Source organism: Solimonas aquatica, from assembly GCF_900111015.1.
GTDB lineage: Bacteria > Pseudomonadota > Gammaproteobacteria > Nevskiales > Nevskiaceae > Solimonas > Solimonas aquatica.
Map to the genome: position 1 here is coordinate 278,409 of NZ_FOFS01000004.1, position 20,907 is coordinate 299,315.

The 20,907-nt window shown below is 68.5% G+C and carries 16 protein-coding genes, 1 tRNA gene and 1 pseudogene; 10 read left to right on the forward strand and 8 right to left on the reverse strand.

Translation table 11 applies throughout. The features are described 5' to 3' along the window. Positions 1-2: 2 nt before the first annotated feature. On the reverse strand, positions 3-743 hold the full coding sequence (locus BMY12_RS06870; RefSeq protein WP_143068873.1) for a DUF6588 family protein: 741 nt from the start codon (positions 741-743) through the stop codon (positions 3-5). Positions 744-807: 64 nt separating this feature from the next. Next, positions 808-1,482: an alpha/beta hydrolase gene (locus BMY12_RS06875; RefSeq protein ID WP_093283880.1), complete on the reverse strand. Its 675-nt coding sequence runs from the start codon at positions 1,480-1,482 to the stop codon at positions 808-810. 110 nt (positions 1,483-1,592) lie between these two features. On the opposite strand from BMY12_RS06875, the gene BMY12_RS06880 reads away from it, so the two are divergent. Together BMY12_RS06880 and BMY12_RS06885 are read left to right on the forward strand one after the other, a co-directional pair. After that, a complete protein-coding gene (locus BMY12_RS06880) occupies positions 1,593-3,398 on the forward strand; it encodes a DCC1-like thiol-disulfide oxidoreductase family protein (protein WP_177188883.1) in 1,806 nt (601 codons plus the stop codon). A 239-nt stretch (positions 3,399-3,637) separates the two neighbouring features. Then, positions 3,638-4,429 (forward strand): TatD family hydrolase, encoded by a 792-nt coding sequence (locus BMY12_RS06885; protein WP_093283759.1) that lies wholly within the window; start codon positions 3,638-3,640, stop codon positions 4,427-4,429. Positions 4,430-4,439: 10 nt separating this feature from the next. On the opposite strand, the gene BMY12_RS06890 is transcribed toward BMY12_RS06885, so the two are convergent. Genes BMY12_RS06890 through BMY12_RS06905 form a run of 4 tightly spaced genes read right to left on the reverse strand, consistent with a single transcriptional unit; the run spans position 4,440 to position 8,789 of the window. Beyond that, positions 4,440-5,084 (reverse strand): response regulator, encoded by a 645-nt coding sequence (locus BMY12_RS06890; protein ID WP_218140112.1) that lies wholly within the window; start codon positions 5,082-5,084, stop codon positions 4,440-4,442. Positions 5,085-5,087: 3 nt separating this feature from the next. Beyond that, complete coding sequence (locus tag BMY12_RS06895; protein WP_093283762.1) at positions 5,088-5,450, reverse strand: hypothetical protein; 363 nt, start codon at positions 5,448-5,450, stop codon at positions 5,088-5,090. Beyond that, positions 5,447-7,798 (reverse strand): TonB-dependent receptor, encoded by a 2,352-nt coding sequence (locus BMY12_RS06900; RefSeq protein ID WP_093283765.1) that lies wholly within the window; start codon positions 7,796-7,798, stop codon positions 5,447-5,449. The genes BMY12_RS06895 and BMY12_RS06900 overlap by 4 nt, the downstream gene beginning before the upstream one ends. 31 nt (positions 7,799-7,829) lie before the next feature. Beyond that, positions 7,830-8,789 (reverse strand): beta-propeller fold lactonase family protein, encoded by a 960-nt coding sequence (locus tag BMY12_RS06905; protein WP_093283768.1) that lies wholly within the window; start codon positions 8,787-8,789, stop codon positions 7,830-7,832. Positions 8,790-9,045: 256 nt separating this feature from the next. On the opposite strand from BMY12_RS06905, the gene BMY12_RS06910 reads away from it, so the two are divergent. From BMY12_RS06910 to BMY12_RS06920, 3 genes are read left to right on the forward strand one after another with little or no spacing between them, the layout of a single operon-like run. Beyond that, the gene (locus tag BMY12_RS06910; protein WP_245732385.1) at positions 9,046-9,327 is read left to right on the forward strand and encodes a hypothetical protein; all 282 of its coding nucleotides are present in this window, start codon (positions 9,046-9,048) and stop codon (positions 9,325-9,327) included. Positions 9,328-9,331: 4 nt separating this feature from the next. Then, on the forward strand, positions 9,332-10,933 hold the full coding sequence (locus BMY12_RS06915) for a PepSY-associated TM helix domain-containing protein (protein WP_093283770.1): 1,602 nt from the start codon (positions 9,332-9,334) through the stop codon (positions 10,931-10,933). After that, entirely contained in the window at positions 10,930-11,196 is a 267-nt protein-coding gene (locus BMY12_RS06920) for a hypothetical protein (protein WP_093283773.1), read from the forward strand. The genes BMY12_RS06915 and BMY12_RS06920 overlap by 4 nt, the downstream gene beginning before the upstream one ends. A 370-nt stretch (positions 11,197-11,566) precedes the next feature. Here the strand turns inward: BMY12_RS06920 and BMY12_RS06925 are convergent, their stop codons facing one another. Then, positions 11,567-12,229, reverse strand: coding sequence for an ankyrin repeat domain-containing protein (locus BMY12_RS06925; protein WP_093283776.1), 663 nt, complete (start codon positions 12,227-12,229; stop codon positions 11,567-11,569). A gap of 117 nt (positions 12,230-12,346) precedes the next feature. Between BMY12_RS06925 and BMY12_RS06930 the strand changes: the two genes are divergently transcribed. From BMY12_RS06930 to BMY12_RS06945, 4 genes are all read left to right on the forward strand, one after another. Further along, a tRNA-Val gene (locus BMY12_RS06930) sits at positions 12,347-12,421 on the forward strand. Between the two features lie 155 nt (positions 12,422-12,576). After that, positions 12,577-12,786, forward strand: a complete 210-nt coding sequence (locus tag BMY12_RS06935; RefSeq protein WP_093283779.1) for a hypothetical protein — start codon at positions 12,577-12,579, stop codon at positions 12,784-12,786. Positions 12,787-12,833: 47 nt separating this feature from the next. Next, on the forward strand, positions 12,834-14,117 hold the full coding sequence (locus BMY12_RS06940; RefSeq protein ID WP_093283782.1) for a spinster family MFS transporter: 1,284 nt from the start codon (positions 12,834-12,836) through the stop codon (positions 14,115-14,117). 36 nt (positions 14,118-14,153) lie between these two features. Further along, positions 14,154-16,349 (forward strand): TonB-dependent receptor, encoded by a 2,196-nt coding sequence (locus BMY12_RS06945; protein ID WP_093283784.1) that lies wholly within the window; start codon positions 14,154-14,156, stop codon positions 16,347-16,349. On the opposite strand, the gene BMY12_RS06950 is transcribed toward BMY12_RS06945, so the two are convergent. After that, on the reverse strand, positions 16,340-19,237 hold the full coding sequence (locus BMY12_RS06950; RefSeq protein WP_177188884.1) for an ATP-binding protein: 2,898 nt from the start codon (positions 19,235-19,237) through the stop codon (positions 16,340-16,342). The two genes, BMY12_RS06945 and BMY12_RS06950, sit on opposite strands and share 10 nt — an antisense overlap. A gap of 303 nt (positions 19,238-19,540) precedes the next feature. Between BMY12_RS06950 and BMY12_RS20810 the strand changes: the two are divergent. Beyond that, positions 19,541-20,907: pseudogene (locus BMY12_RS20810) on the forward strand (collagen-like protein); the annotation flags it as partial.

Below are 20,907 nucleotides of genomic sequence, written 5' to 3' on the forward strand. Positions count from 1 at the left end.
AATCAGAACGAAAGTCCGACACGCAGGTTATAGACATTGTAGTCGCCGATATGTTCGTACTCCGGCGTGATTTCCAGCAATGCCAGCGAGAAGCGCAGACCCAGCAGCACGCGCGTGTAGTCCGGGCTCTGGTTCTGCAGCCCCAGGGTGGTCTTCAGCGCGCCGCTGGGATCGGCCTTGGCGCTGACCCGGCCGACGCCCAGATACGGCGTGATGAAGGCGAAGCCCTTGGAGACCAGGGCATCGACCGACCAGGCGCGGTAGTCGAAGTCATCGATGCCGCCGGACTTGGCGTAGCTGGCCGCCAGCGCCAGCGCCGGCGAGGCCACGCCGCCTTCGAGAATCGCGTAGCGCAGCTGGCCGCCATAGAAGTTGGCGCCGCTGCCGGGCACGGCGGTGTAGAAGGCCGCGACGTCGAGTCCCAGCGGCAGGCCCTTGCTGATCGAGCCGCCGACAAAGCCCACGGCATCGACATTGGAACCGGTGAGCGTCTTCCAGGCCGCGTCATTGCGCGTGGCGCCGTAACCACCCACGGCACCGACGCCGATGCCGGTGAGGCCGGTGGCTTCGGCGGGCGCGAGGTTCTTGTAGTTGAACACCGCGCCGACGTCCTTGACCACGTCATGGAAAGCCTGCTGACAGGCCGACAGACCCGCGCTGCAGCTGATACTGAAATCGGCGTTGGCGGCGTGCGCGGATGGCATCAGCGTCAGCAGCAACAGCGAGGCGGCAAGTCTACGCATGGTCGGCTCCGGGGAGGTTCTTGAGGTGGCGCGGAGCATAGCAGAGCCCCGCCACCGTCCGGCTTCAAGCCTGAGGGCCTGTGAAGTGCTCGGCAATGAAGGGCTGCAACTGCTCGGCCAGCTGCGTGAGCTTGCCATGGAAGAAATGTCCGACCTCATGCAGGGTGATCAGCTGCGGCGGCGGCGAAAATTTTTCCAGCACGGCGCGGGTGTCCTCGTAGTTCACCACCTCATCATCGGTGCCGTGCACCACCAGCCAGGGACAGCGCGGCCGCGTCGGCACCGGCAGATGCTCGAAGTACTTGGCAAATGGCGGCGCGATGCTGATCTGCGCGGTGGGCGACAAGCGCGCCGCGGCATTGACGCTGACCCAGGCACCGAAGGAAAAACCCGCCAGCAGCAGGCGCCCCTGCGGAAAACGCTCGCGCAGCCAGCCGGCGAGAAACACCACGTCATCGGTTTCGCCGCGCGCGTGATCGTGCGCGCCCTGGCTCTTGCCCACGCCGCGGAAGTTGAAACGCAGCGCATGCAGGCCGGCCTTCTGCGCGCAGCTGGCCAGGGTGTAGGTGACCTTGTTGCTCATCGCGCCGCCGAGCAGGGGATGCGGGTGGCAGATCAGGGCGTAGTCACCGGTGGCCAGCTCGGCGCGCGGCGCCGACCACAGCGCCTCGATCTGGCCGGCGGGCCCGGCAATCAGCTCGCCGCGGGTCTGGCCGGGTTCTGGAAATGGGTCTGACATGGGCTCGTGTCGGTGTGTGCGGCGATAATTGTGCCCGATCTTTCGCAATGCCCTTGCCAGCGACGCGGCGAACCCGCAGCATCGCGGACGGCCGAACCATTCTCAAGCCCATGCCACCCGATCTTGCGCAACGCTACCCTCGCCTGGCCGAGATCATCGGCATCGACCTGCGCTCGCTTGCACTGCTGCGCATCCTCCTGGGACTGGTGCTGCTGGGCAATCTGCTGCAGCTGCTGCCCGAGGCCGGGCTGTTCTTCTCCGATCAGGGCCTGCTGCCGCGCGCGGCGCTGATCGCCACCGGCGAACCCTGGCGCCTGTCGCTGTATCTGATCAATGGCCAGACCCTGGTGGTGCTGGCGCTGCTGCTGTTGCAGCTGGCCGGCGCGCTGATGCTGACCCTGGGCTTGCGCACCCGCCTGGCCAGTCTCATCAGCTTCGCGCTGTGGATCTCGCTGCTGGCGCGCAATCCCGCCCTGTTTGCGCAGGGCGATGTGCTGGTCGCAGCACTGCTGTTCTGGCTGATCTTCCTGCCGGCCGGCGCGCGCGCCAGCTTCGATGCGGCGCTGTCGCGCCGTGCGCCGCCCGAGGAAAACCTGCACGTGTCCTGGGCCTCGCTGGGCCTGCTGCTGCAGGTGGCCTCGGCGTATTTCTTCGCCGGCCTGCTGCAGACCGGCGCGGCCTGGTTCGGCGAGTTCAGCGCGCTGTCGGAAATCTTCGCCCTGGATCATCTGGTGCTGGCACCCGGCCGCTGGCTGGCGCAGTTCCCGCAGCTCTGCGCCGTGCTCAGCGCCGCGATCCATGTGACGCTGTATCTGGCGCCGCTGCTGCTGTTCATGCCGTATGCGCTGCGGCCGCTGCGCCTGGGCGCGCTGCTGGCGCTGGCTTGCATCGAAATCGCCACGCTGCTGTGTCTGGCCATGGGCAATCTGCCCTGGGTGAGTCTGGCCTCGCTGGCAGCCTTCGTCGGCGGCTGGCTCTGGGATGCGCGCGCTGCCCGGCCGGCCGAGCCGGCGCCGCAACTCTTCTACGACGGCGACTGCGCGTTCTGCCGCAAGAGCGTGCAGGTGCTGCGCACCGTGCTGCTGCTGCCGCAGCTCAAGCTCGCGCCCGCGCAGGACACCGCACGCACCCGCACCCTGATGCAGGCCAACAATTCCTGGGTGCTGATCGACAGCGACGAGCAGGCTTATCTGAAATGGCAGGTGCTGCTGACGCTGTGCCGGCATTCGCCGCTGTGGCGCGTACTGCTGCCGCTGCTGCGCCTGTCGCGGGTGCAGCGCGCCGGCGATGCGCTGTACGACTTCGTCGCGCGGCATCGCGCCGGCATCGGCCGGCTCTGCGCGCCGCTGCTGGCGGAGCCTGAGCTGTGCTGGCAGAGCCCGCCGCGCCTGCTGCGCTTCGCCGCCGTGGCAGCGCTGCTGACGCTGCTGTGGAACCTGCAGGGTGCACAGCTGCTGCCCGCCTTCGTGCAGCGCCTGCTGGCGCCGCCGCTGCAGCTGCTGCACCTGGATCAGCGCTGGGACTTCTTCGCACCCGCGCCCGCCCGCGAGGACGGCTGGTGGGTGGTCGCCGCGCAGCGTGCCGATGGCAGCCAGATCGATCTGCGGCATCCGCAGCGCGGCAGCGCCGATTTCAGCAAACCCGAGCGCGTGGTCGATGAGGCCGCCAACAGCCGCTGGCGCAATCTCGATGCGCAGCTCGCCGAGCCGCAGGCCGTGGCCCTGCGCCAGAGTTACGCCGCCTGGCTGTGCCGGCAATGGCAGGCCGGCGCCGACGATGCGCAGCGCATCCTGAGCCTCAAGCTCATCTACATGCTGGAACGCCGGCCGGAGTCCGGCGGGCCGGCCACGCTCGAACAGCAGGTGATGCTGCGCTGGGACTGCGTCCCCGAGCCAGCCAAGGCCCTGGCGCCCTGAAGCAGCGCTGCACATGGACTTGATTGATATCGGCGCCAGTGAGCCGGGGCTTTCATGGACTGCCAGTGGCAGTCCACGCCCGGATCACGGGCGGGGCTGGGGCCCCGCCCCCGGAGGTTGGCGCTCATGAGCTTGATTGATATCGGCGCCAGTGAGCCGGGGCTTTCGTGGACTGCCAGTGGCAGTCCACGCCCGGATCACGGACGGGGCTGGGGCCCCGCCCCCGGAGGTTGGCGCTCATGAGCTTGATTGATATCGGCGCCAACCTCGCGCACGACAGCTTCGATGCCGACTTCGCCGCGATGCTGGCTCGTGCCCGCGCCGCCGGCCTCAGCCGGATCATCGTCACCGGCAGCTCGCGCGACAGCACGCAGCGCGCCATCACGCTGTCGCGCGAACATCCCGGCTTTCTCCACGCCACCGCCGGCCTGCATCCACATCACGCCAGCGAGTGGAACGAGGAGCTGGCGGCATTCTTTGCCGAGGCCGCGCTGGCGCCCGAGGTGTGCGCGCTGGGCGAATGCGGCCTGGATTACTTCCGCAATTACTCGCCGCACGAGGATCAGCGCCGCGCCTTCGCCGCGCAGCTCAAGCTCGCCGTCGACAGCGGCAAGCCGCTGTTCCTGCATCAGCGCGATGCGCATGCGGACTTCCACGCCATGCTGCGCGAGCATCGCGCGCAGCTCGGCGCAGTGGTGGTGCACTGCTTCACCGACACCCGCGAGGCGCTGCAGGACTATCTGGCCCTGGACTGCCACATCGGCATCACCGGCTGGATCTGCGATGAACGTCGCGGCCGGCATCTGCTGGAAGCCGTGCGTGACATTCCCGATGCGCGCCTGCTGCTGGAAACCGATGCGCCTTACCTGCTGCCGCGCACCGCGCCCAAGAGCGCCAGCCGCCGCAACGAGCCGGCACTGCTGCCTTATGTGCTGCGCGCGGTGGCGCAGGCCCGCGGACAGGACGAGGAGCAGGTGGCGCGCTTCACCAGCGCCAATGCGCGAGTCTTCTTCGCCCTGCCGGAAAACTGAAGCGCCGCGTTCACACCAGCTTGTGACGCAGCGCCAGATGCACCAGCTCGACATCGCTGTCCACACGCAGCTTCTGCTTGATCAGGGTGTGGTAGTTGGCCACGGTCTTGGCGCTGAGCTTGAGGATCTCGGCGATGGCACCGGCGCTTTCGCCCTGCACCAGCAGACGGAAGACTTCGAACTCACGCGCCGAAAGCTGCGCAAACGGATCCTCGCCGCCGAGCTTGTACAAGGCCACCGACTGCGCGACATCCGGACTCAGGAACTGCCGGCCCGCCGCCACTTCCAGCACCGCGCGCACCAGCACTTCCGGTGCACTGCTCTTGCTGATGTAGGCGCGCGCGCCCAGCTGCATGGCGCGATCGGCCAGTGCCGCCTCCTCGTGCATGCTGAACACCAGCACCCGCGCCAGCGCCTCGCGCGCCAGGATGCGGCGCAGCAGTTCCAGACCGCTCATGCCGGGCATGGACAGATCCAGCACCACCACGTCGGGCCGCTCGCTCTGGAACAGGGCATAGCCCTGCTCGCCGCTGCCGGCTTCGGCCACCACCTCGATTTCATGCTGCTCCAGCAGCCGCCGGAAACCCGAGCGGACGATCGAATGATCGTCCACCAGCATCACGCGCACCCGCGTCGCCGCGCCTGATCCCGCCACGCTTCAGTGCTCCTGGAGATGGGCCTGATTGCCTGCCCGCATTGTAAGCCCGGGCCGCTCAGGTTCCGGACGCAGCTGCCGCAGCAGGCGGCGCAGCTGGTTCTTGAGATTGACGCTGATCTGCAGCACCGCCGCCAGACTCTCGGGACGGCGCGCGCGCTGCGCCACCAGCGCCTCGGCATGCAGGGCGCTGAGCAGCTGGCCGATGTCCTCGCGCAGCTGCTGCTCCAGCACGCGCCGCTCCCGCTCGCGCTGCTGATGCAGCTCGCGCAGCCGGCGCCGCAGGCCCTGCGACAGATACCAGTGCAGCAGCAGGGCCGCAGTCGCGGCGGCCAGCAACAGCAGCGCGGCGGCGGACAGGCTCACGGCGCCGGCAGCGCCCCGAGCTTGAGACTCAGGCCCGCCCACACCGCGCGCGGCGCGGCCGGCGCGATGGCGGCGACGTGGTGCCAGTCCTCGGGATTGGCCTGAAACGCGCCGTTGTCATCGAAGGGATTGCCCGCCAGCTGGCCGGAAGTCGCGAAGCGCCGGTCGAAGACATTGTTGAGCCGCGCGAAAACTTCCCAGCGCCGGGCGAAGCGGTAGTTCGAATACAGATTGAGCAGGCCATAGCCACCGATGCGGCCGGGATCGTCGAAGGTGCTGCCCTGCGGGTTGTCACCCGCCTGATGGCGGTTGTTCTCGTTGCCGCGCAGGAACACGCCGGAAGACAGCATCAGGTTCGCGCCCAGCGACAGCCCCCGCAGCAGCTCGTACTCACCGCCGAGCTTGGCGCCGTGCCGGGGAATCAGCGGGATGCGATTGCCGTCGGCGACTTCGATGAAGCCGTCGGCATCGGCGGTGCTGTTGTTTTCCGACACCACGCTGAAGTCGCTCAAGTAACGTGCGTCCACCAGCACGTACTCGGCATGCCATTGCAGCGCCGCCCACTGTCCGGACAGGCCCAGCTCCACGCCGCGCCGCTCGGTGCGGCCGACGTTGGCGAAGTAACCGGCGCCCGAAATCGAGGAGCTGATGAACTGGATGTCGTCGCGATTGAGGGTGCGGAACAGCGCCGCGCTCCAGTTCAGACGCTTGCCGGCAAGGCTGCCACGGCCGCCCGCTTCCCAGGTCTTGGCCACCACCTGCTTGAGCGGCGGATCGGCGGCGAAGGCATTGGGCAGCTTGCAGGGCTGGGTGGGATCGGCGCAGCCCAGTTCGATGGGCGTGGGCACGCGATTGCCTTCGTTGTAATCGACATACAGCGTCAGCGTGGTGTCAGGCGTATAGGTGAAGCCCAGCGCCGGATTGAGCCGGTGAAAATCATGCTCGCCGTTGAGCGCGGTGCCGATGCGGTCGGCAAGCTCGACCCTGGCCTGGTTGTAGCGCAGCGAGGCGGTGAGATGCAGCAGCTTGTACGGCGACCAGGTATCGGTGAAGTAGACGCCGTGATTGCGCTCGCGCCCGATCAGGCTCACGTCCAGCCCGGCATCGCCCAGCGCCTCGGTACGGCGCTGCGCGGTGAGCGTGGCCTCCTGCGTGTACTGCTTGAAGTCGCTGCGGCCGTTGTCATAGCTGCCGCCGAGCGTGAACTGGTTGTCGCGCCCCAGCAGCGGCGCGGTGGCACTCAGCTGCAGCGTGGCGCCGTAGCTGCGCTGCGCGACGCGTGTGCGGTTGTTGGCGGCGTTCTCCTCTGCCAGCTCCTGGCAGTCGCTGGAGTTCGGATCGTTCTCGCAGTCCAGGCTCTCGTAGTCGTCGGCGTAATCGTCGTTGACGTCACCGTTGAAGGTGTGGGTACGCAGGCCGCGGAAATAGACATTGCCGCCCAGCAGCCACTGCTCGCTCAGGAAATGACTGGCGCGGGCATTGACCATGTTGAGCTGGTTCCTGGTGTTGTCCGGTGCGGTGAACACCGCTTCATAGCGCTGCTTGAGCATCGCCACCGGCGCCAGACCGTTGCCGGTGAGATCGGTGTCGGCCCAGGCATAGCTCAGATCGAAGTCAGTGCTTTCGTTTTCCCAGCCGAGCTTGCCGAAGGCCTGCTTGATGTTGGAGGGAGAAAAATCCCGCCAGCCGTCCTCGTCGAACAGGCTGGCGGTGAGGAAATAGTCGAAGTCTCCCTGCGCCCCGCCGGTTTCCAGGCTCGCGCTGCTGCGGCCGAAGGAACCGCCCGAGGCCTCCAGCGCCGTGCCCGGATACTGCTTGCCGCTCTTGGTCTGCACCGACAGCGCGCCGCCCAGGGTGTTGAGACCGAACACCGGATTGGAACCCGGCATCAGGCTCACCGAGGAAATCGCCGACTGCGGCAGCAGATCCCAGTTCACCACATCGCCAAACGCTTCATTGACCCGCACGCCATCCACGTACACCGACAGCCCCTGCGGCGTGCCCAGCAGCGGTGAGGCGGTGAAGCCGCGGAAATTCACATCGGGCTGATACGGATTGTTCTGCGTCTCGTTGACGAACACGCCGCCGAGATTCTGGTTCATGTAATCGGCCAGGCCCGTGCTCCTCTGCTGCTCGATCTGCGCACCGGTGAGCACGCGCACATTGGCCGGCACCTCTTCCACCGGCGTGCCCAGGCCCGGCAAGGGCGTGGTGGCAATCACGGTGACGGTGGGAATCTCCAGCGCCGCGGCCGGATTGGCCGGCGCCTCGTTCTGGGCCTGCGCCGTCTGCACTGCGAACACCGCCAGCACGCCCGCCACCGGGCGCTTGATCCGCCGTCTGTGCACAGCTCCTCCTGTTTTTGTAATGCCCCGGACGCTAGCGAATCGCCACGCCCCAGGGCTGCTTGCCCACTTCGATGCTGCTCAGAACCTTGTTGGTGGCGGTGTCCACCACCGACACCGTGCCGGAACGGCCATTGGCCACGTACAGCTTGGCGCCGCCTTTGGTGAAGTCCATGTTCCAGGGCCGCTGACCGACTTCGACGGTCGCCACCACCTCGTCGCTGGCGGTATCGATCACCGACAGCGTGCCGGCGCCGCCATTGGCGGCGTACACCTGCTTGCCGTCCGGATGCACGGCGATGCCGGCGGTGCGCAGGCCGGTGGTGATGGTCTTGATGATTTTCCAGTGCCGCGTCTCGATCACCTGCACGCTGCCGGCCGACTCGTTGGCCACGTACACACGCTGGCCGTCCGGCGTGAAGCCCATGCCACGCGGATGGCCGGCGCTGGCGATGCGGCGCAGTGATTTGTGCTTTTTCAGATCGACCACTTCCACATCGTTGCTGTTCTCGTTGCTGGTCAGCAGCCAGCGCCCGTCGGGACTGAACACGCAGTGCTCGGGATTTTCGCCGGTAAGCTTGATGGCGCGGGTCTGCGCCAGCGTGGCGACATCGATCAGGAGCACCTGATTGGTGTCCTCGGCGCAGACCGCCAGCGTCTTGCCGTCAGGCGAGAGCTGCGCGCCTTCCGGCCCCTTGTTGGCGGCGATGCTCTTGCGCAGCGCACCGTTTTGCGTGTCGATGGCCAGCACCGCATCGGCCGCGGCATCCACCACCAGCAGCGTGCTGCCGCTGTGATCCACGGCGATGCCCTCGGGCTTTTGCGCGCTCACGCCTTGGGCCGGCAGCGTCGCCACCACCTGATCCGTATCGGTGTCGATCACCGAGATACTGCCGGAACCGGCATTGGGCACATAGGCACGCTGCGCCAAAGCCGGCAGCGCCATCAAGGCCAGGACCATCGCCAGGCTGATGCCCGATCCACTGCTGTTCATGCCGCTCTCCTTCCTGAAGTGATTAAGCCTCGTGCCGATCAGACCTGTCATGCGCCGGACTCCCGAGGATGCCCGGGAAATTTTCCCGGACATCCGGCGTTTGTCCATGCCACCGCGCGGCTTGTGAGCCTCGCGGCTTGTCCCTACACTGACACAGTGTGAGCGCCACGCGTTCACCTGCCGTCGTCATTAGAAGTCTTTGCGCCAGCCGCTCCTGCCAGCGCCGTATCCAACGCTGAGTCGAGGTGCGAGCCGCATGTCCCCGAAAAATTCCCGAGCGCCGCTGTGGCCGCGATGGCTGCTGGCCGGTCCCCTTGCGGCGCTGTGCGCCGCCCTGATCATGGCCGGCGGCGCGCTGTGGCTGCCGCGTGGCGCGGCCGGAATCGACAATCTGGTGCTGCCCATCCTTGCCTTTCCCGCCATCTGGGCGGTGCTGTTCTTCTATGCCTGTCTGACGCGCCACCTGCGCCGCGCCTATGCCCTGCTGCTGGCACTGCTGCTCGCCCATGCACTGGCGCTGGGCCTGCAGCTGAGCTGATGCCATGCTGCGACTACCCCAGCACCAGACCAAGACCCTGCTCGCCATCCACGGCTGGTCGGCCGTGCTCCTGGGCCTGCTGCTCTATGCGGTGATTGTCACCGGAGTGGCTTGCGTGTTCGCCCGGGAAATCGCCGACTGGTCGAGCCCGCTGGAACGAGCGGTGGATGATCCCTATCCGCGTGGCACGGATATGGCCCTGCGCCGCCTGGCCGCGACGGTGCCGGCGCAATATCAGGAAGAGCTGTTCTTCTATCCGCGCGCGGGCGGACGGCTCTACGCCTTCTTCCACCGCCATGAGCAGGACGCCGGGGGCAAGCCGGTGGAGCGCGGCGTGGCCGCCGAGATCGATCCGCTCAGCCTGCAAATTCTCGCGCGCCGCGAAGGCAGCGCCGATGCCTTGCAACGCAGCGAACGCAGCAATGCGCTGGCCGATTTCATGGTGGAGATGCATGTGCGCCTGCACGTGCCCGATCCTTACGGCCTGCTGCTCACCGGCGTGCTGGGACTGGCGATGCTGGTGGCGGCGGTCAGCGGCTTTCTGATTCATCGTCATCTGCTGCGCGAGATTTTCACCCTGCGGCGCTGGCGCGCGCAGCGCGGTGCGGACGGCGCGCTGCTGGCCTCGCGCGACGCGCATGTGCTGGCCGGCAGCTGGAACCTGCCCTTCTCCTTCATCCTGGCTTTCACCGGCAGCTATTTCAGCTTCGCCTCGGCCTTCGGCATTCCGGCGATGGCGATGGTGGCCTTCAAGGGCGATCAGGAAGCGATGATCACCGCCATCGTCGGCCATCCGGCGCAGGAGGACCGTCGCATGCAGGCCACGGCCGATCTCGATGCGATGCTCGCTGATGCGCGCGCGCGCAGCGGCGTGGCGCCGAGCTTCGTGCAGCTTGAACACTGGCAACGCGCCGATGCACGCGTGACCTTCTTCCTGCCGGCACAGGGCTCGCAGCTGAGCAGCCCCACTTATGTCTACGACGGCGCCAGCGGCGCCTTCGTGCAGGAAAAACCGGTGCTCGGCCTGCGACCTTCGCTGGGCGGTGCCCTGGCCGATCTGATGGCGCCGCTGCACTTCGGCAACTTTGCGGGCCTGCTGTCCAAAGCCCTGTGGTTTGCCCTGGGCTTCGCTGCCGCCTACGTGGCCTTGAGCGGCCTGCAACTGTGGACGCAGCGTCGCGCCGAAAGCCGCGCCTGGCGGCGCCTGGCGCGCGCGGTGCACTGGGTGGGCTACGGTCTGCCGCTGGCGCTGATCGCCACCGCCCATGCGTATTTCCCGGCACGCCAGAGCGAGGTGCTGCCGCAGGAAGCCATGATGCAGATGTTTCTGCTGGTCGCCGCGCTCAGCGCGCTGGCGGCGCTGCTGATCCGTGAACTCGCGCAGCTGCGCCGCCTGCTGTTGCTGGCCACGGCCGTGGCGCTGCTGGGATTGCCGGTGCTGCGTCTGCTCTGCGGCGGCCCCGGCTGGTGGCGCGCGCTGCAGGCGCAGCTCTACGGGGTGCCCGCGCTGGACCTGCTGCTGCTCGCCGCCGGCATCTGGTGTCTGTGGCTGATCCGGTCGCCGGGCACCCTGCGCATGCCGTCGCTGCGCGAGCTGCGCTCATGAGCAGCGCGCAGCTGACGCTGCTGTGCCTGCTGCCCAGTCTCGTCGTGCTGTGGCTGCTGGCCAGCCAGGACCCCAAACGCCGCCGCAGTCTGCGCCTGCCGCAGCGCCAGCCGCGCCTGCCGCGCACGCCCGGCGTCGCGCTGCTGCTGTTGCCGGGCCTGCTGCTCGGCGGCTTCGGGCAATGGCCGGCCCTGCTGATGTGGATGGGACTCACGCTGAGTCTGGGCTGGCTGCTGACGCAGCTGCTGGCCTGGCGGGCGTGAATGCACAGCGCGCAGTCAAACCGCTCGTCGCTTGCGGGCTGGCTGTTACCGATTCACTTGATCGCCTGATCCAGCCTGGGTTTCGTGCGCCCTCCGGCGCCCGGGGCCGAAGCTCCCCCGCAGGTCGCTGCCGCTGTCTTTGCTCGCGCAAGGAGAGTACCCGAGCCGGCGCAGCCCGGATGCAGCGCAGCGGAATCCGGGGGCTCATGGTCCACCACCATCAACCGCCCCGGATCACGCTGCGCTTCATCCGGGCGACACAAGCTGCTGTTGCTGCGGCTTCCGGCTTTGGACTCCCCGTCTCTGGCGCCGAGTTGTACGGCGCGCGCTTCGGGAGAGCCGGACAGGAAGTCCGGCTCAGCTGCCCGGCTCAGGCGCCGGCCAGTTCGATCAAGGCGGCGACGCCGAGATGGCCGCGCTCGCGCGCGACTTCGGCGGCGGTCTTGCCGTCTTCGGTTTTCAAGCCGCGATCCACGCCGCGATTGAGCAGCAGCTTCACCAGACTCTCGAAGCCGCGCGAGGCCGCCAGATGCAGCGCGGTCACGCCACTGCCGCCGACACGATGCACATCCGCGCCCAGCGCAATCAGCAGCGGCGCCAGACGCTCGCCGGCCACGCCGGCCACCGCCGCGTGCATCGGCGTGTTGGCCATGGGGTTGGTCGAGACCGCATCGATGCTCGCCCCCAGACCGATCAGGGTGAGCAGGCTGCGGCCGGCGCCGAGAAAGGCGGCCAGATGCAGCGGCGTCCAGCCATCGACGCTGCTCTCGCCCAGCCGCTCGGGACGCTCCAGCACCAGGGCCGCGAGCTTGTGGGAATCATCGATGGCGGCGGCCTCGAACACATCCAGCTCACGATAGCCACGCAGCATGTCGGCGATCTCGCGCGCGCCGTTGTACAGCGCGAACATCAGCGGTGACAGCCCGCCGGGCAAGGGCTCCGTGGCCTGCGAGGCATCGCGCTGCAGCGCGTCCTGGGCGGCGGCGAGATCGCGGTTCTGGATGGCCAGCATCAGGGGGCGCACAGCGGACATGAGGGCGTTACCGGGAGACAAAACGGGCGGCAGAGACTAGCGGGCCGGCGCCTCCGGCTCAATGGCCATCGCCGAGTTTGACGCACTCCAGTTCGCTGACTATGATTGCGCCCCCTTGGACGGTTAGCTCAGCGGTAGAGCATCGCTTTCACACGGCGGGGGTCGGGGGTTCGAAACCCTCACCGTCCACCAAGTCTGGTCAAAAAGCCTTCGGCATCCGCAGATGCCGGAGGCTTTTTTTGTTGACGGGATGCACGGCGCATGCTCGGAATTTGCTCATGACTCGGACCATGCTGCTGCGGCACAGTCCGCAGCATTGTGCCGATGCTGCCTGAGCGAGCCTGACCGTGATCCCGCCCGATATCCCGCTGAAACCCGAACTCGCCTTCGTCGTGCAACTGCAGACCGTTGATCCGATGCACCCCGAACTGCTGTCCGGCCGCATCGAACATATCGCCAGCGGGCAGATCCTGCGCTTCCAGTCCCTGCAGGAGCTGCACGCCTTCATGGGCCGGCACGCCGCAGCCCCCGCAAGGCCGCGTGGCGACGAGGTCTGAGCGTGCCCACCTGCCAGGCTTCACCCCGCTTCTAGACCGGACCCGCCATGCCCCTGCAACGCTCGCTGTATCCCTGGTACGTGGTGGGCGTGCTGATGCTGGCCTTCGTGCTGTCCTTCGCCGACCGTTACATCCTGGGCCTGCTGACCATCGCCCTGCAGCGCGATCTGGGCCTGACGCCAACGCAGCTGAGCCTGCTCATCGGTCCGGGCTTCGTCATTCCGTTCGTGCTCGCCGGCCTGCCCATCGCGCGCCTGGCCGACCGCTACAGCCGGCGCCGGATCATCATCCTGTCCTTGTTGTTCTGGAGCCTGGCGACCCTGGGCTGCGCGTTCGCGCGCGATTTTTCCCAGCTGCTGCTGATGCGTGCGCTGGTCGGCGCCGGCGAAGCGGCGCTGGCACCGGCCGCGTACTCGCTGATCGTCGACTACTTCGCGCCCGAGCGCCGCGCCAGCGCGCTCAGCACGTTCAGCGTCGGCACCTACGCCGGCTCGGGCCTGGCCTTCACGCTCGGCGGCGCGATCATCGCCTATACCGCAAAGGCGCCGGCGACGGCCGACTGGCAATCCTGGCAGCTGGTGTTCATGAGCCTGGGACTCTGCGGCCTGCTGCTGAGCCCGCTGCTGCTGAGCCTGCGCGAGCCGCCGCGCGCCGCGCAGCATCAGGCCCTGCCGCTGGCGGCCTTGCGCACGCAGCTCTGGCAGCGGCGCCGCGTGCTGCTGCACCACCATCTCGGCTTTGCCCTGCTGTCACTGGCCGGCAGCGCCGCGGTGGCCTGGGTACCGGCGTATTTCATCCACAGCTTCGGCTGGCCGCCGGGGCGCTTCGGTCTGGCTTATGGCGGCATCATCGCGCTCTGCGGCAGCGCCGGACTGCTGTGCGCCGGCGCGCTGGCGGATCGCGCCTGGCGCAGCGGCCAGCGTGATGCGGCCCTGCGCCTGGCGGGCAATGCAGCGCTGGGCAGCGCGACACTGGGCCTGCTGTACCTGCTGATGCCCGATGCGCGGCTGTCGCTGCTCATGATGCTGCCCTCGGCCTTTCTCAGCGCCATGCCCTTTGGGCTGGCGGTGGCCTCGCTGCAGGAGCTGATGCCGGCGACCATGCGCGCGCAGGCCAGCGCCCTCTATGCCCTGATCACCAATCTCGTGGGCCTGGGCCTGGGCCCCCTGGCCGTGACCTGGCTGTCGCATCAGCTGTTCGGCGACGAGCAGGCGCTGGGCAAGGCCCTGCTCACGGTGATCGGCAGCACGCAGTTGCTCGCGGCAATCTGTCTTCACTCCGGGCGCAAGGCCTATCGTGAAGCGCTCGAGCACCGCGCGGCGCCCACTTAAAATGCCCGCCGCATCAGACCGCCTCGAAAAAACACAATGAAAAAACCGACACCGGGAACGAACAAGCCGCTGCTCGCACTCACCCTGTACACCCTGGCGGGCGCCGCCGCATACAGCACCGCAGCGCGGGCGCAAAGCGAAGACGCGCTGCCCACGGTGCTGGTCACCGCGCGCCTGCGCACGGAGCCGCTGGCGCAGGTGCCGGCCTCGATGGCGGTGCTCAATGGCGAGACCCTGGCCGAAGAACGGCTGGACTCGCTCGGCGACCTGGACCGCCGCGTCGCCAATCTGCAGCTGGGCAGTCTCAACGGCACGCCCACTCTGTTCATGCGCGGCGTCGGTGGCGGCGGCCGGCAGGTGGGCTTCGAGCCGCGCACCGGTGTTTATGTCGATGGCGTGTTCATGAACGCGCCGCCGATGAGCGACAGCCTGCTGCTGGATCTGGCGCGCGTGGAAGTGCTGCGCGGTCCGCAGGGCAGCCTGTATGGCCAGAACACCGATGCCGGCAATCTCAATCTCATCACCCGTGAACCGGGCGCCACGCGCCAGCTGGAAACCCTGCTGCGCTGGGATGATCGCGGTGAACAGCATCTGGCGGCGGCCGGCGATCTGCCGCTGCGCGAGGACACGCTGGCGCTGCGCAGCAGCGTGAACCTGACGCGCTCGCGCGGCGTGGTGCGCAACAGCTATGACCACGAACGCCCGGATGCCGTCGATGAAGCCGGCGCGCGCACGCGCCTGCTCTGGCGCATCGCACCGGACCTGCGCGCCGATTTCAGCGCCGACGCCAGCCTGCACGCCGATGATTTCCCCACCGGCGAAGCGCGCAGCAATATCAGCGGCAGCGGCCCGGCCAACCCCGCCTCGCCCTACACCGTCTCGCTCAACTCGCCGCAGCGCAACGATCTGCGCAATCGCGGCCTGGGGGCAAGACTGCAGTGGCAGCTTTCCGAAATGCAGCTGGAAGCCATCACCGCGCGACGCCTGTCCAGCCGGCGCTGGCAGGTCGATCTGGATTACTCGACGCTGGACGGCATGACCCTGGACTACATCGACCAGTACCGCCGCGACAGCCAGGAGCTGCGCCTGCGCAGCACACAGGATGACGGCGCGCTGAGCTGGCTCGTCGGTGTCTACACCTACCAGCAGCAGTCTGATTCCAGCCGCGCCACCGATGCGCAGTCGCAGGCCAACCTGCTCAACCCCAATCTGCAGGATGGTGATCGGCTGCTGGTGCTGCCGCGCCTGCGCCAGCATTCCGAGGCGCTGTACGGCAGCCTCGGTTACCGCTTCACCTCGCAGCTCCAGCTCGATGCCGGCCTGCGCTGGCTGCAGCTGCGCCGCGCCCTGGCCTTCGACCAGAACGCCACCTCCGGTTTTCAGCAGCTGGGCTTTGCCAATCTCAGCGATGTGCATGAGCGCAACCGTGAGCACGCCCTGCTGCCGGACGTGGCGCTGAGCTGGCAGCTGCAGCCGCAGCTGCGCGCTTACCTGCGCTACGCGCAAGGCTCCAAGAGCGGCGGCTACAACGCCGAGGCGCTGGTCTCGCCGGCCACCGCGCCCAATGCCTTCGACACCGAAACCGTGCGCAGCTACGAAGTGGGCCTCAAGGGCTGGCAGTGGCGGCAGCGCCTGAGCGCGGACATGGCCTTCTTCCTGGCCGACTATTCCGACTACCAGGTCTCGCAGTTCCAGCTGCAGGGCAGCACCGTGCTGCCGGTGATGAGCAACGCCGGCAAGCTGCGCAGCTACGGCCCCGAGCTGGAGCTGCGTGCACAGCTGGCCCCCGGCCTGAGCCTGCAAAGCTCCGCGGCCTGGCTGCACGCCTGGTATCAGGACTTCCGTGATGGCGGCGGTCCGGGCGTGGACTTTTCCGGCAACCGCGCCGAGTACGCGCCGCGCTGGAACCTCAACAACAGCCTGCAATACCGCCGCCCCTGGCAGTGGCATCAGCTGGCCTGGCTGGACGCCGCGCTGACTTACTCCTGGCGCAGCGGCTTCTACACCCAGCCTTCGAATCTGCCGCCGTTTGCCGCCGACTCGCGCAGCCTGCTCAGCGCGCGCCTGGGCGTGGCCGATGCCGCCGAGCGCTTCCGGCTCACGGCCTATGCCGACAATCTGCTCGACGAGCGCTACACCGAAACGCTCAATCGCGGCACCCTGGGCACTTACTACGGTCGCTACGGACAGCCGCGCAGCGTCGGCCTGCAGCTGCAGTGGCGCTACGACTGAAGCGAGGCCAGCTGCTCACGGGCCTCGCGCAAATCCACGGTGTCGAAGCCCTCGCTGAAGCCCGCGTAAACCTCGTTCAACAGGGCCCGGGCTTCGGCGCCGCGCCGGCCTGAAGCCCAGAGCTTCGCCAGGCTGCGGGCCGCACGCAGTTCCAGCATCCGTGAATGACGTTCGCGGCACAGCGCCAGGGCGCGCTGCAGCAGCTCTTCGGCTGCCCCGGTCTTGCGGCGGTTCTGGCGCAGCAGCAGCTCGGCCTGCAGGCGCAGCACCTCCGGCTCCCAGGCCAGCAGGCCACGCTGCGCCACCAGCTGCAGCGCCAGCGTGATGGCGCGCTGCGCCAGATCCAGCGAGCCGCTGTCCAGCAGCGCGTCGGCCACATAGGCATAGCCGCCGATCGGGTTGTGACTCACCTGCCCGCTGGCGCGCTCCTGCTCCATGAATTCGAACAGGGCCGGCGCGGCGCGTGTCGGCTCGCCCAGGAAACAGTCGGCGATCAGCAGATGCTGACGGCCATACTGGCAGCCGTCTTCATGACCATGCCGCTCGCAGAGCGGCAGCACCTCCTGCGCGTGGCGCCGCAGCGCCTGCCAGTCGCGGCCCAGCATCAGCAGATTGCCGATGACGCCAGCCTCGATCATGCACAGCGCATAAGGGTTGCCGATCAAAAGGCCCATGGCGCGCGACTGGCTGGCGGCATCCCAGGCGGTTTCGGGCTGGCCCAGATACCAGCTGGCCAGGGCATAGCCCGAGTAAGAGGTACAGCTCGGTTCCACTGCCAGCAGCGCCGGCTGCGCCCGCAGCAGGCGCTCGGCGGCCTCGATACCTTGCAGGGCCGCCGCTCTGGCCTGCGGATGCCGGGCCATGATGTTCAAGGTCAGCGCGGCGGTGCCCTGCCCATACGCCTCGAACAAGGGCAGTTCTCGCGCCCGCCCCCAGTCGCTGATGCCCTGCGCAAGAACCGCCGCCGCCTGCAACTCGTCGCGGTAGTGCAGCAGCCGCCACAGCACGCCGTAGGCCAGCTCCACCAGCGCCGGGTTTTGCACCGTCTTGAGCAGACGTTCGAGCGCCGGGCGATGCTCCTGCACCGCATCGGCATGATTGCCATGGCGCGCCTGCAGCGCCACCGCCGCCAAGCCGCGCAGCGCCAGCTCGCTTTCATCGCGCGATGCACCGGCCGGCAGCTGCGCCAGCCATTGCAGGCCGCGTTCGGCCTGTACCTGCAATTCCTCGTTGGCGGTGCGCTGCAGGGCGATGCGCGCCAGCACGATGCTGTAGCGCACGATCTTGTCGGCGGCCCCGGCCTGTTCGTAGTAGTGCAGCAGCTCGCCGGCGACTTCCTCACCACGCGCGCCATAGGCGCGCTCCAGAGTTTCGGCGAGCTGACGGTTCAAGCGCGCACACCGCGCCGAGCTCAGGCTCTGCCGGATCACCTGCTCATAGAGCACATGGCGGAAACGATAACGGCCGCTGCTGGTGCCATCGGGCCAGATCGCCAGGCCATGGTCGAGAACGAACTGCCCCTGCCGCGCCAGATGGTCGCAGCGCCGCTCCACCGTTTCGGCGGCCTCGCCGCTGCAGGCGGCGAGGCTGGCGGCCGCGAACTCCATGCCGGCGACGCTGGCGATCTCCAGCAGCGCCTGATCCTCGGGCTTGAGCTGCGCGAACTGCAGCGCGATCAGATCCTGCAGCGCCTGCGGCAGTGCATCGCGCCCGGCCTCGCGCGCGCTGTCACGGTGCGGCGCGGCGAGATACTCGTAGAGCTGCGCCATGAACAGCGGATGGCCGCCGCTGCGCGCATGCAGGGTCTGCAGCAAGTCCGGCTCGGGCGCGGCAAGGCCGCTGCGCTGCGCCAGGTAATGCGCCACCGCCGCCGCATCCAGATAACCCAGCAGCAACTCATCGGCCTTGCGCGCGGCCTTGAGGCTGCGCAACAAGGCGCGGATGGGATGTGCGGCGATGATCGCGTCCACCGGCCGGTAGGTAGCCACGATCAGCAGCCGCGCGGGCGTCGTGCGCTGCGCCAGCATGGCCAGCAGATCGAGCGTGGACGGATCGCTCCAGTGCAGATCCTCCAGCACCCAGACCAGGGGCTGCAGCGCGCTGAGCTGTTCCAGGGCCTCGGCCAGTTCACGCAGCACCTGCTCGCGGCTGGCGCCCTGGGTCTGGCGCCGCAAGGAGGCCAGTTCGTCGCTGGGCACCAGGGCCGGCAGCTGCCGCAACCAGCCGGGCGCGGCGCGGCGGATCAGCTCCAGCGGGCGCGCATCGCTGGCCCGGCGCAGCAGATTGCCCAGGGCATCGAGCACCGGCAGATAGGCTTCCGCCGCACCCTGATGCTCGGTGCATTGCCCCAGGCCGATCAGGCAGTCCGGATCGCGCTGGCGCAGCTGCGCCAGGAACTCGTTGACCAGGGTGGACTTGCCGATGCCCGCCTCGCCGCCCACGAACACGAGCTGACGCTGTCCGCGCTGTGCCTGCGCAAAGCGCTCCAGCAGCTTGTCCAGCTCGCCCTGGCGGCCGACGAAAGCCTCGGGTCTGGCGGCGGGCGCAAGCGCTTCGCCCGCCGTTGCGCCGGGCGCTTCGGGCAACACGAAACGAAAGCCGACGCGATGCGCGGTGAGCAGGTAACGCGGGGATTTGGGATCGTCCTCCAGGGCGCGGCGCAGGGCCTGGATCTGGAAGGTCAGGGCATCGTCACCCACCACCGTGCCGGGCCACACCGCGTCCATCAAGGCCTGCTTGGTGACCACCTCGCCGGCCTGACGCACCAGCGTCCACAAGGTGGCCAGAGCCTTGGGCTGCAGCTTGATCTCCTGCCCCTCGCGCAGCAGCGGCCCATGACGCCCCAGCAGCCGGAACGGCCCGAATTCAAGCGCGGCGATCTCAGACATCGGTGGAGAGGGTGCGGCCAGGCCATCTGTTGATATGCCGCCATTATGGCGTATCCGATCCATCAGGCCCGGCCGCGCCAGGGCAAGCGCTCTTCCTCGGAGTTTGCTCAGGACTTCCCCCGTGCAGCCCGGCAGCATGCCGGCATAGTCGGGGGCACCCGCGACGAGGGCCATGCAAGGCCCCGGCGGGTGATTGGGGGAAGCGGTGCGGGTCTGCGCACCTGATTGTCGCCAGCGCGGTCGCGAGGGCGCAGTCAGGTGCGCATCTGTACGGCAGCCCCAATTTTCGGGGATCACTGCTTCATGAAATTCAACAAGCGTTTCATGCGCCGCGCCGGCGCTGCGTCGGCATTGGCTGCCGCCTGGTATTCGCCTTACGGCCTGGCCAACACACAGATCAACAGCGTGTATGTGGATGCCGCCAACGGCGTGCTCTACATCGACGGTGCGTCCTTCATCCAGGGCGGTGGCCAGAAGCCCTACGTCGAACTCAACGGTCAGGCGCTGAAGATCAACCCGGCCAACTCCTCGGCCGATCACATCGAGGCGTACATCCCCTCGACGCTGCCCTTGGTCAACGGCGTCGGCTATCAGCTGTTCGTCACCGGCATCACGCCCGGCAGCAGCACCTCACCGCATAACAATCCGCTCTCGGCGCAAGCCAGCTTCTCGCTCAGCGCCTCCTGCCTGGGCAGCGGCGGCTGCGGCGCCACCGGCCCGCGCGGTGCCACCGGTGCCACGGGTGCCACCGGCCCGCAGGGTCCGCAGGGACCGGCCGGCGCCAGCACCGGGGTTCCGGGCGCGACCGGCCCCACCGGCCCGACCGGCGCCACGGGCGCGCAAGGTCCCGCGGGCGCAGCCGGCGCCAGGGGTGCAACCGGCGCAACCGGCGCCGCAGGTGCGGCCGGTGCCGCCGGCGCCACGGGCGCACGCGGCGCGACCGGTCCGCAAGGTCTGCAAGGGGTGCAGGGCAACACCGGCGCCACCGGTGCCACGGGTGCCACCGGCAATGCCGGTGCGACCGGCGCCACGGGCGCGACGGGCGCAACGGGTGCCACCGGCGCAACGGGTGCCGCAGGACAGTTCAGTAGCAGCTACCGGGGCGCCTTCGTGATCGGCGCCAGCTATGCCAAGGGAGACCTGGTCACCGCCAGCGGCTCCACCTGGCTCTGCGTGGTCAACAGCTGCGCAGGCCTGCCCGGCGTCGATGCCGGCTGGACCGCGCTGGCGCAGGCCGGCGCCACCGGTGCAACCGGAGCCACGGGCGCGACAGGTGCCACGGGCACGGCAGGTCAGGCCGGCTCGAACGGCGCGACAGGTCCGCAAGGTGCGACGGGCGCGCAGGGCCTCACCGGCGCCACCGGACCGCGCGGCGCCACCGGCGAGCAGGGCATTCAAGGCGCGACCGGCGCCACGGGTGCCACCGGTCCCCGGGGTCCGACCGGTGCCACCGGTGCCCAAGGCATTCAGGGTGTCACCGGCGCCACAGGCGCCACTGGCTTGCAAGGCATCACCGGTGCGACGGGCATCCAGGGTGCGACCGGCGCAACGGGTGCCACGGGTGCGACCGGCGCGACCGGTAGCATCAGCAGCAACTTCCAGGGCGCTTACGTCGCCGGCAAGAACTACAACACCGGCGCGCTGGTGACTCACGCCGGTTCCACCTGGCT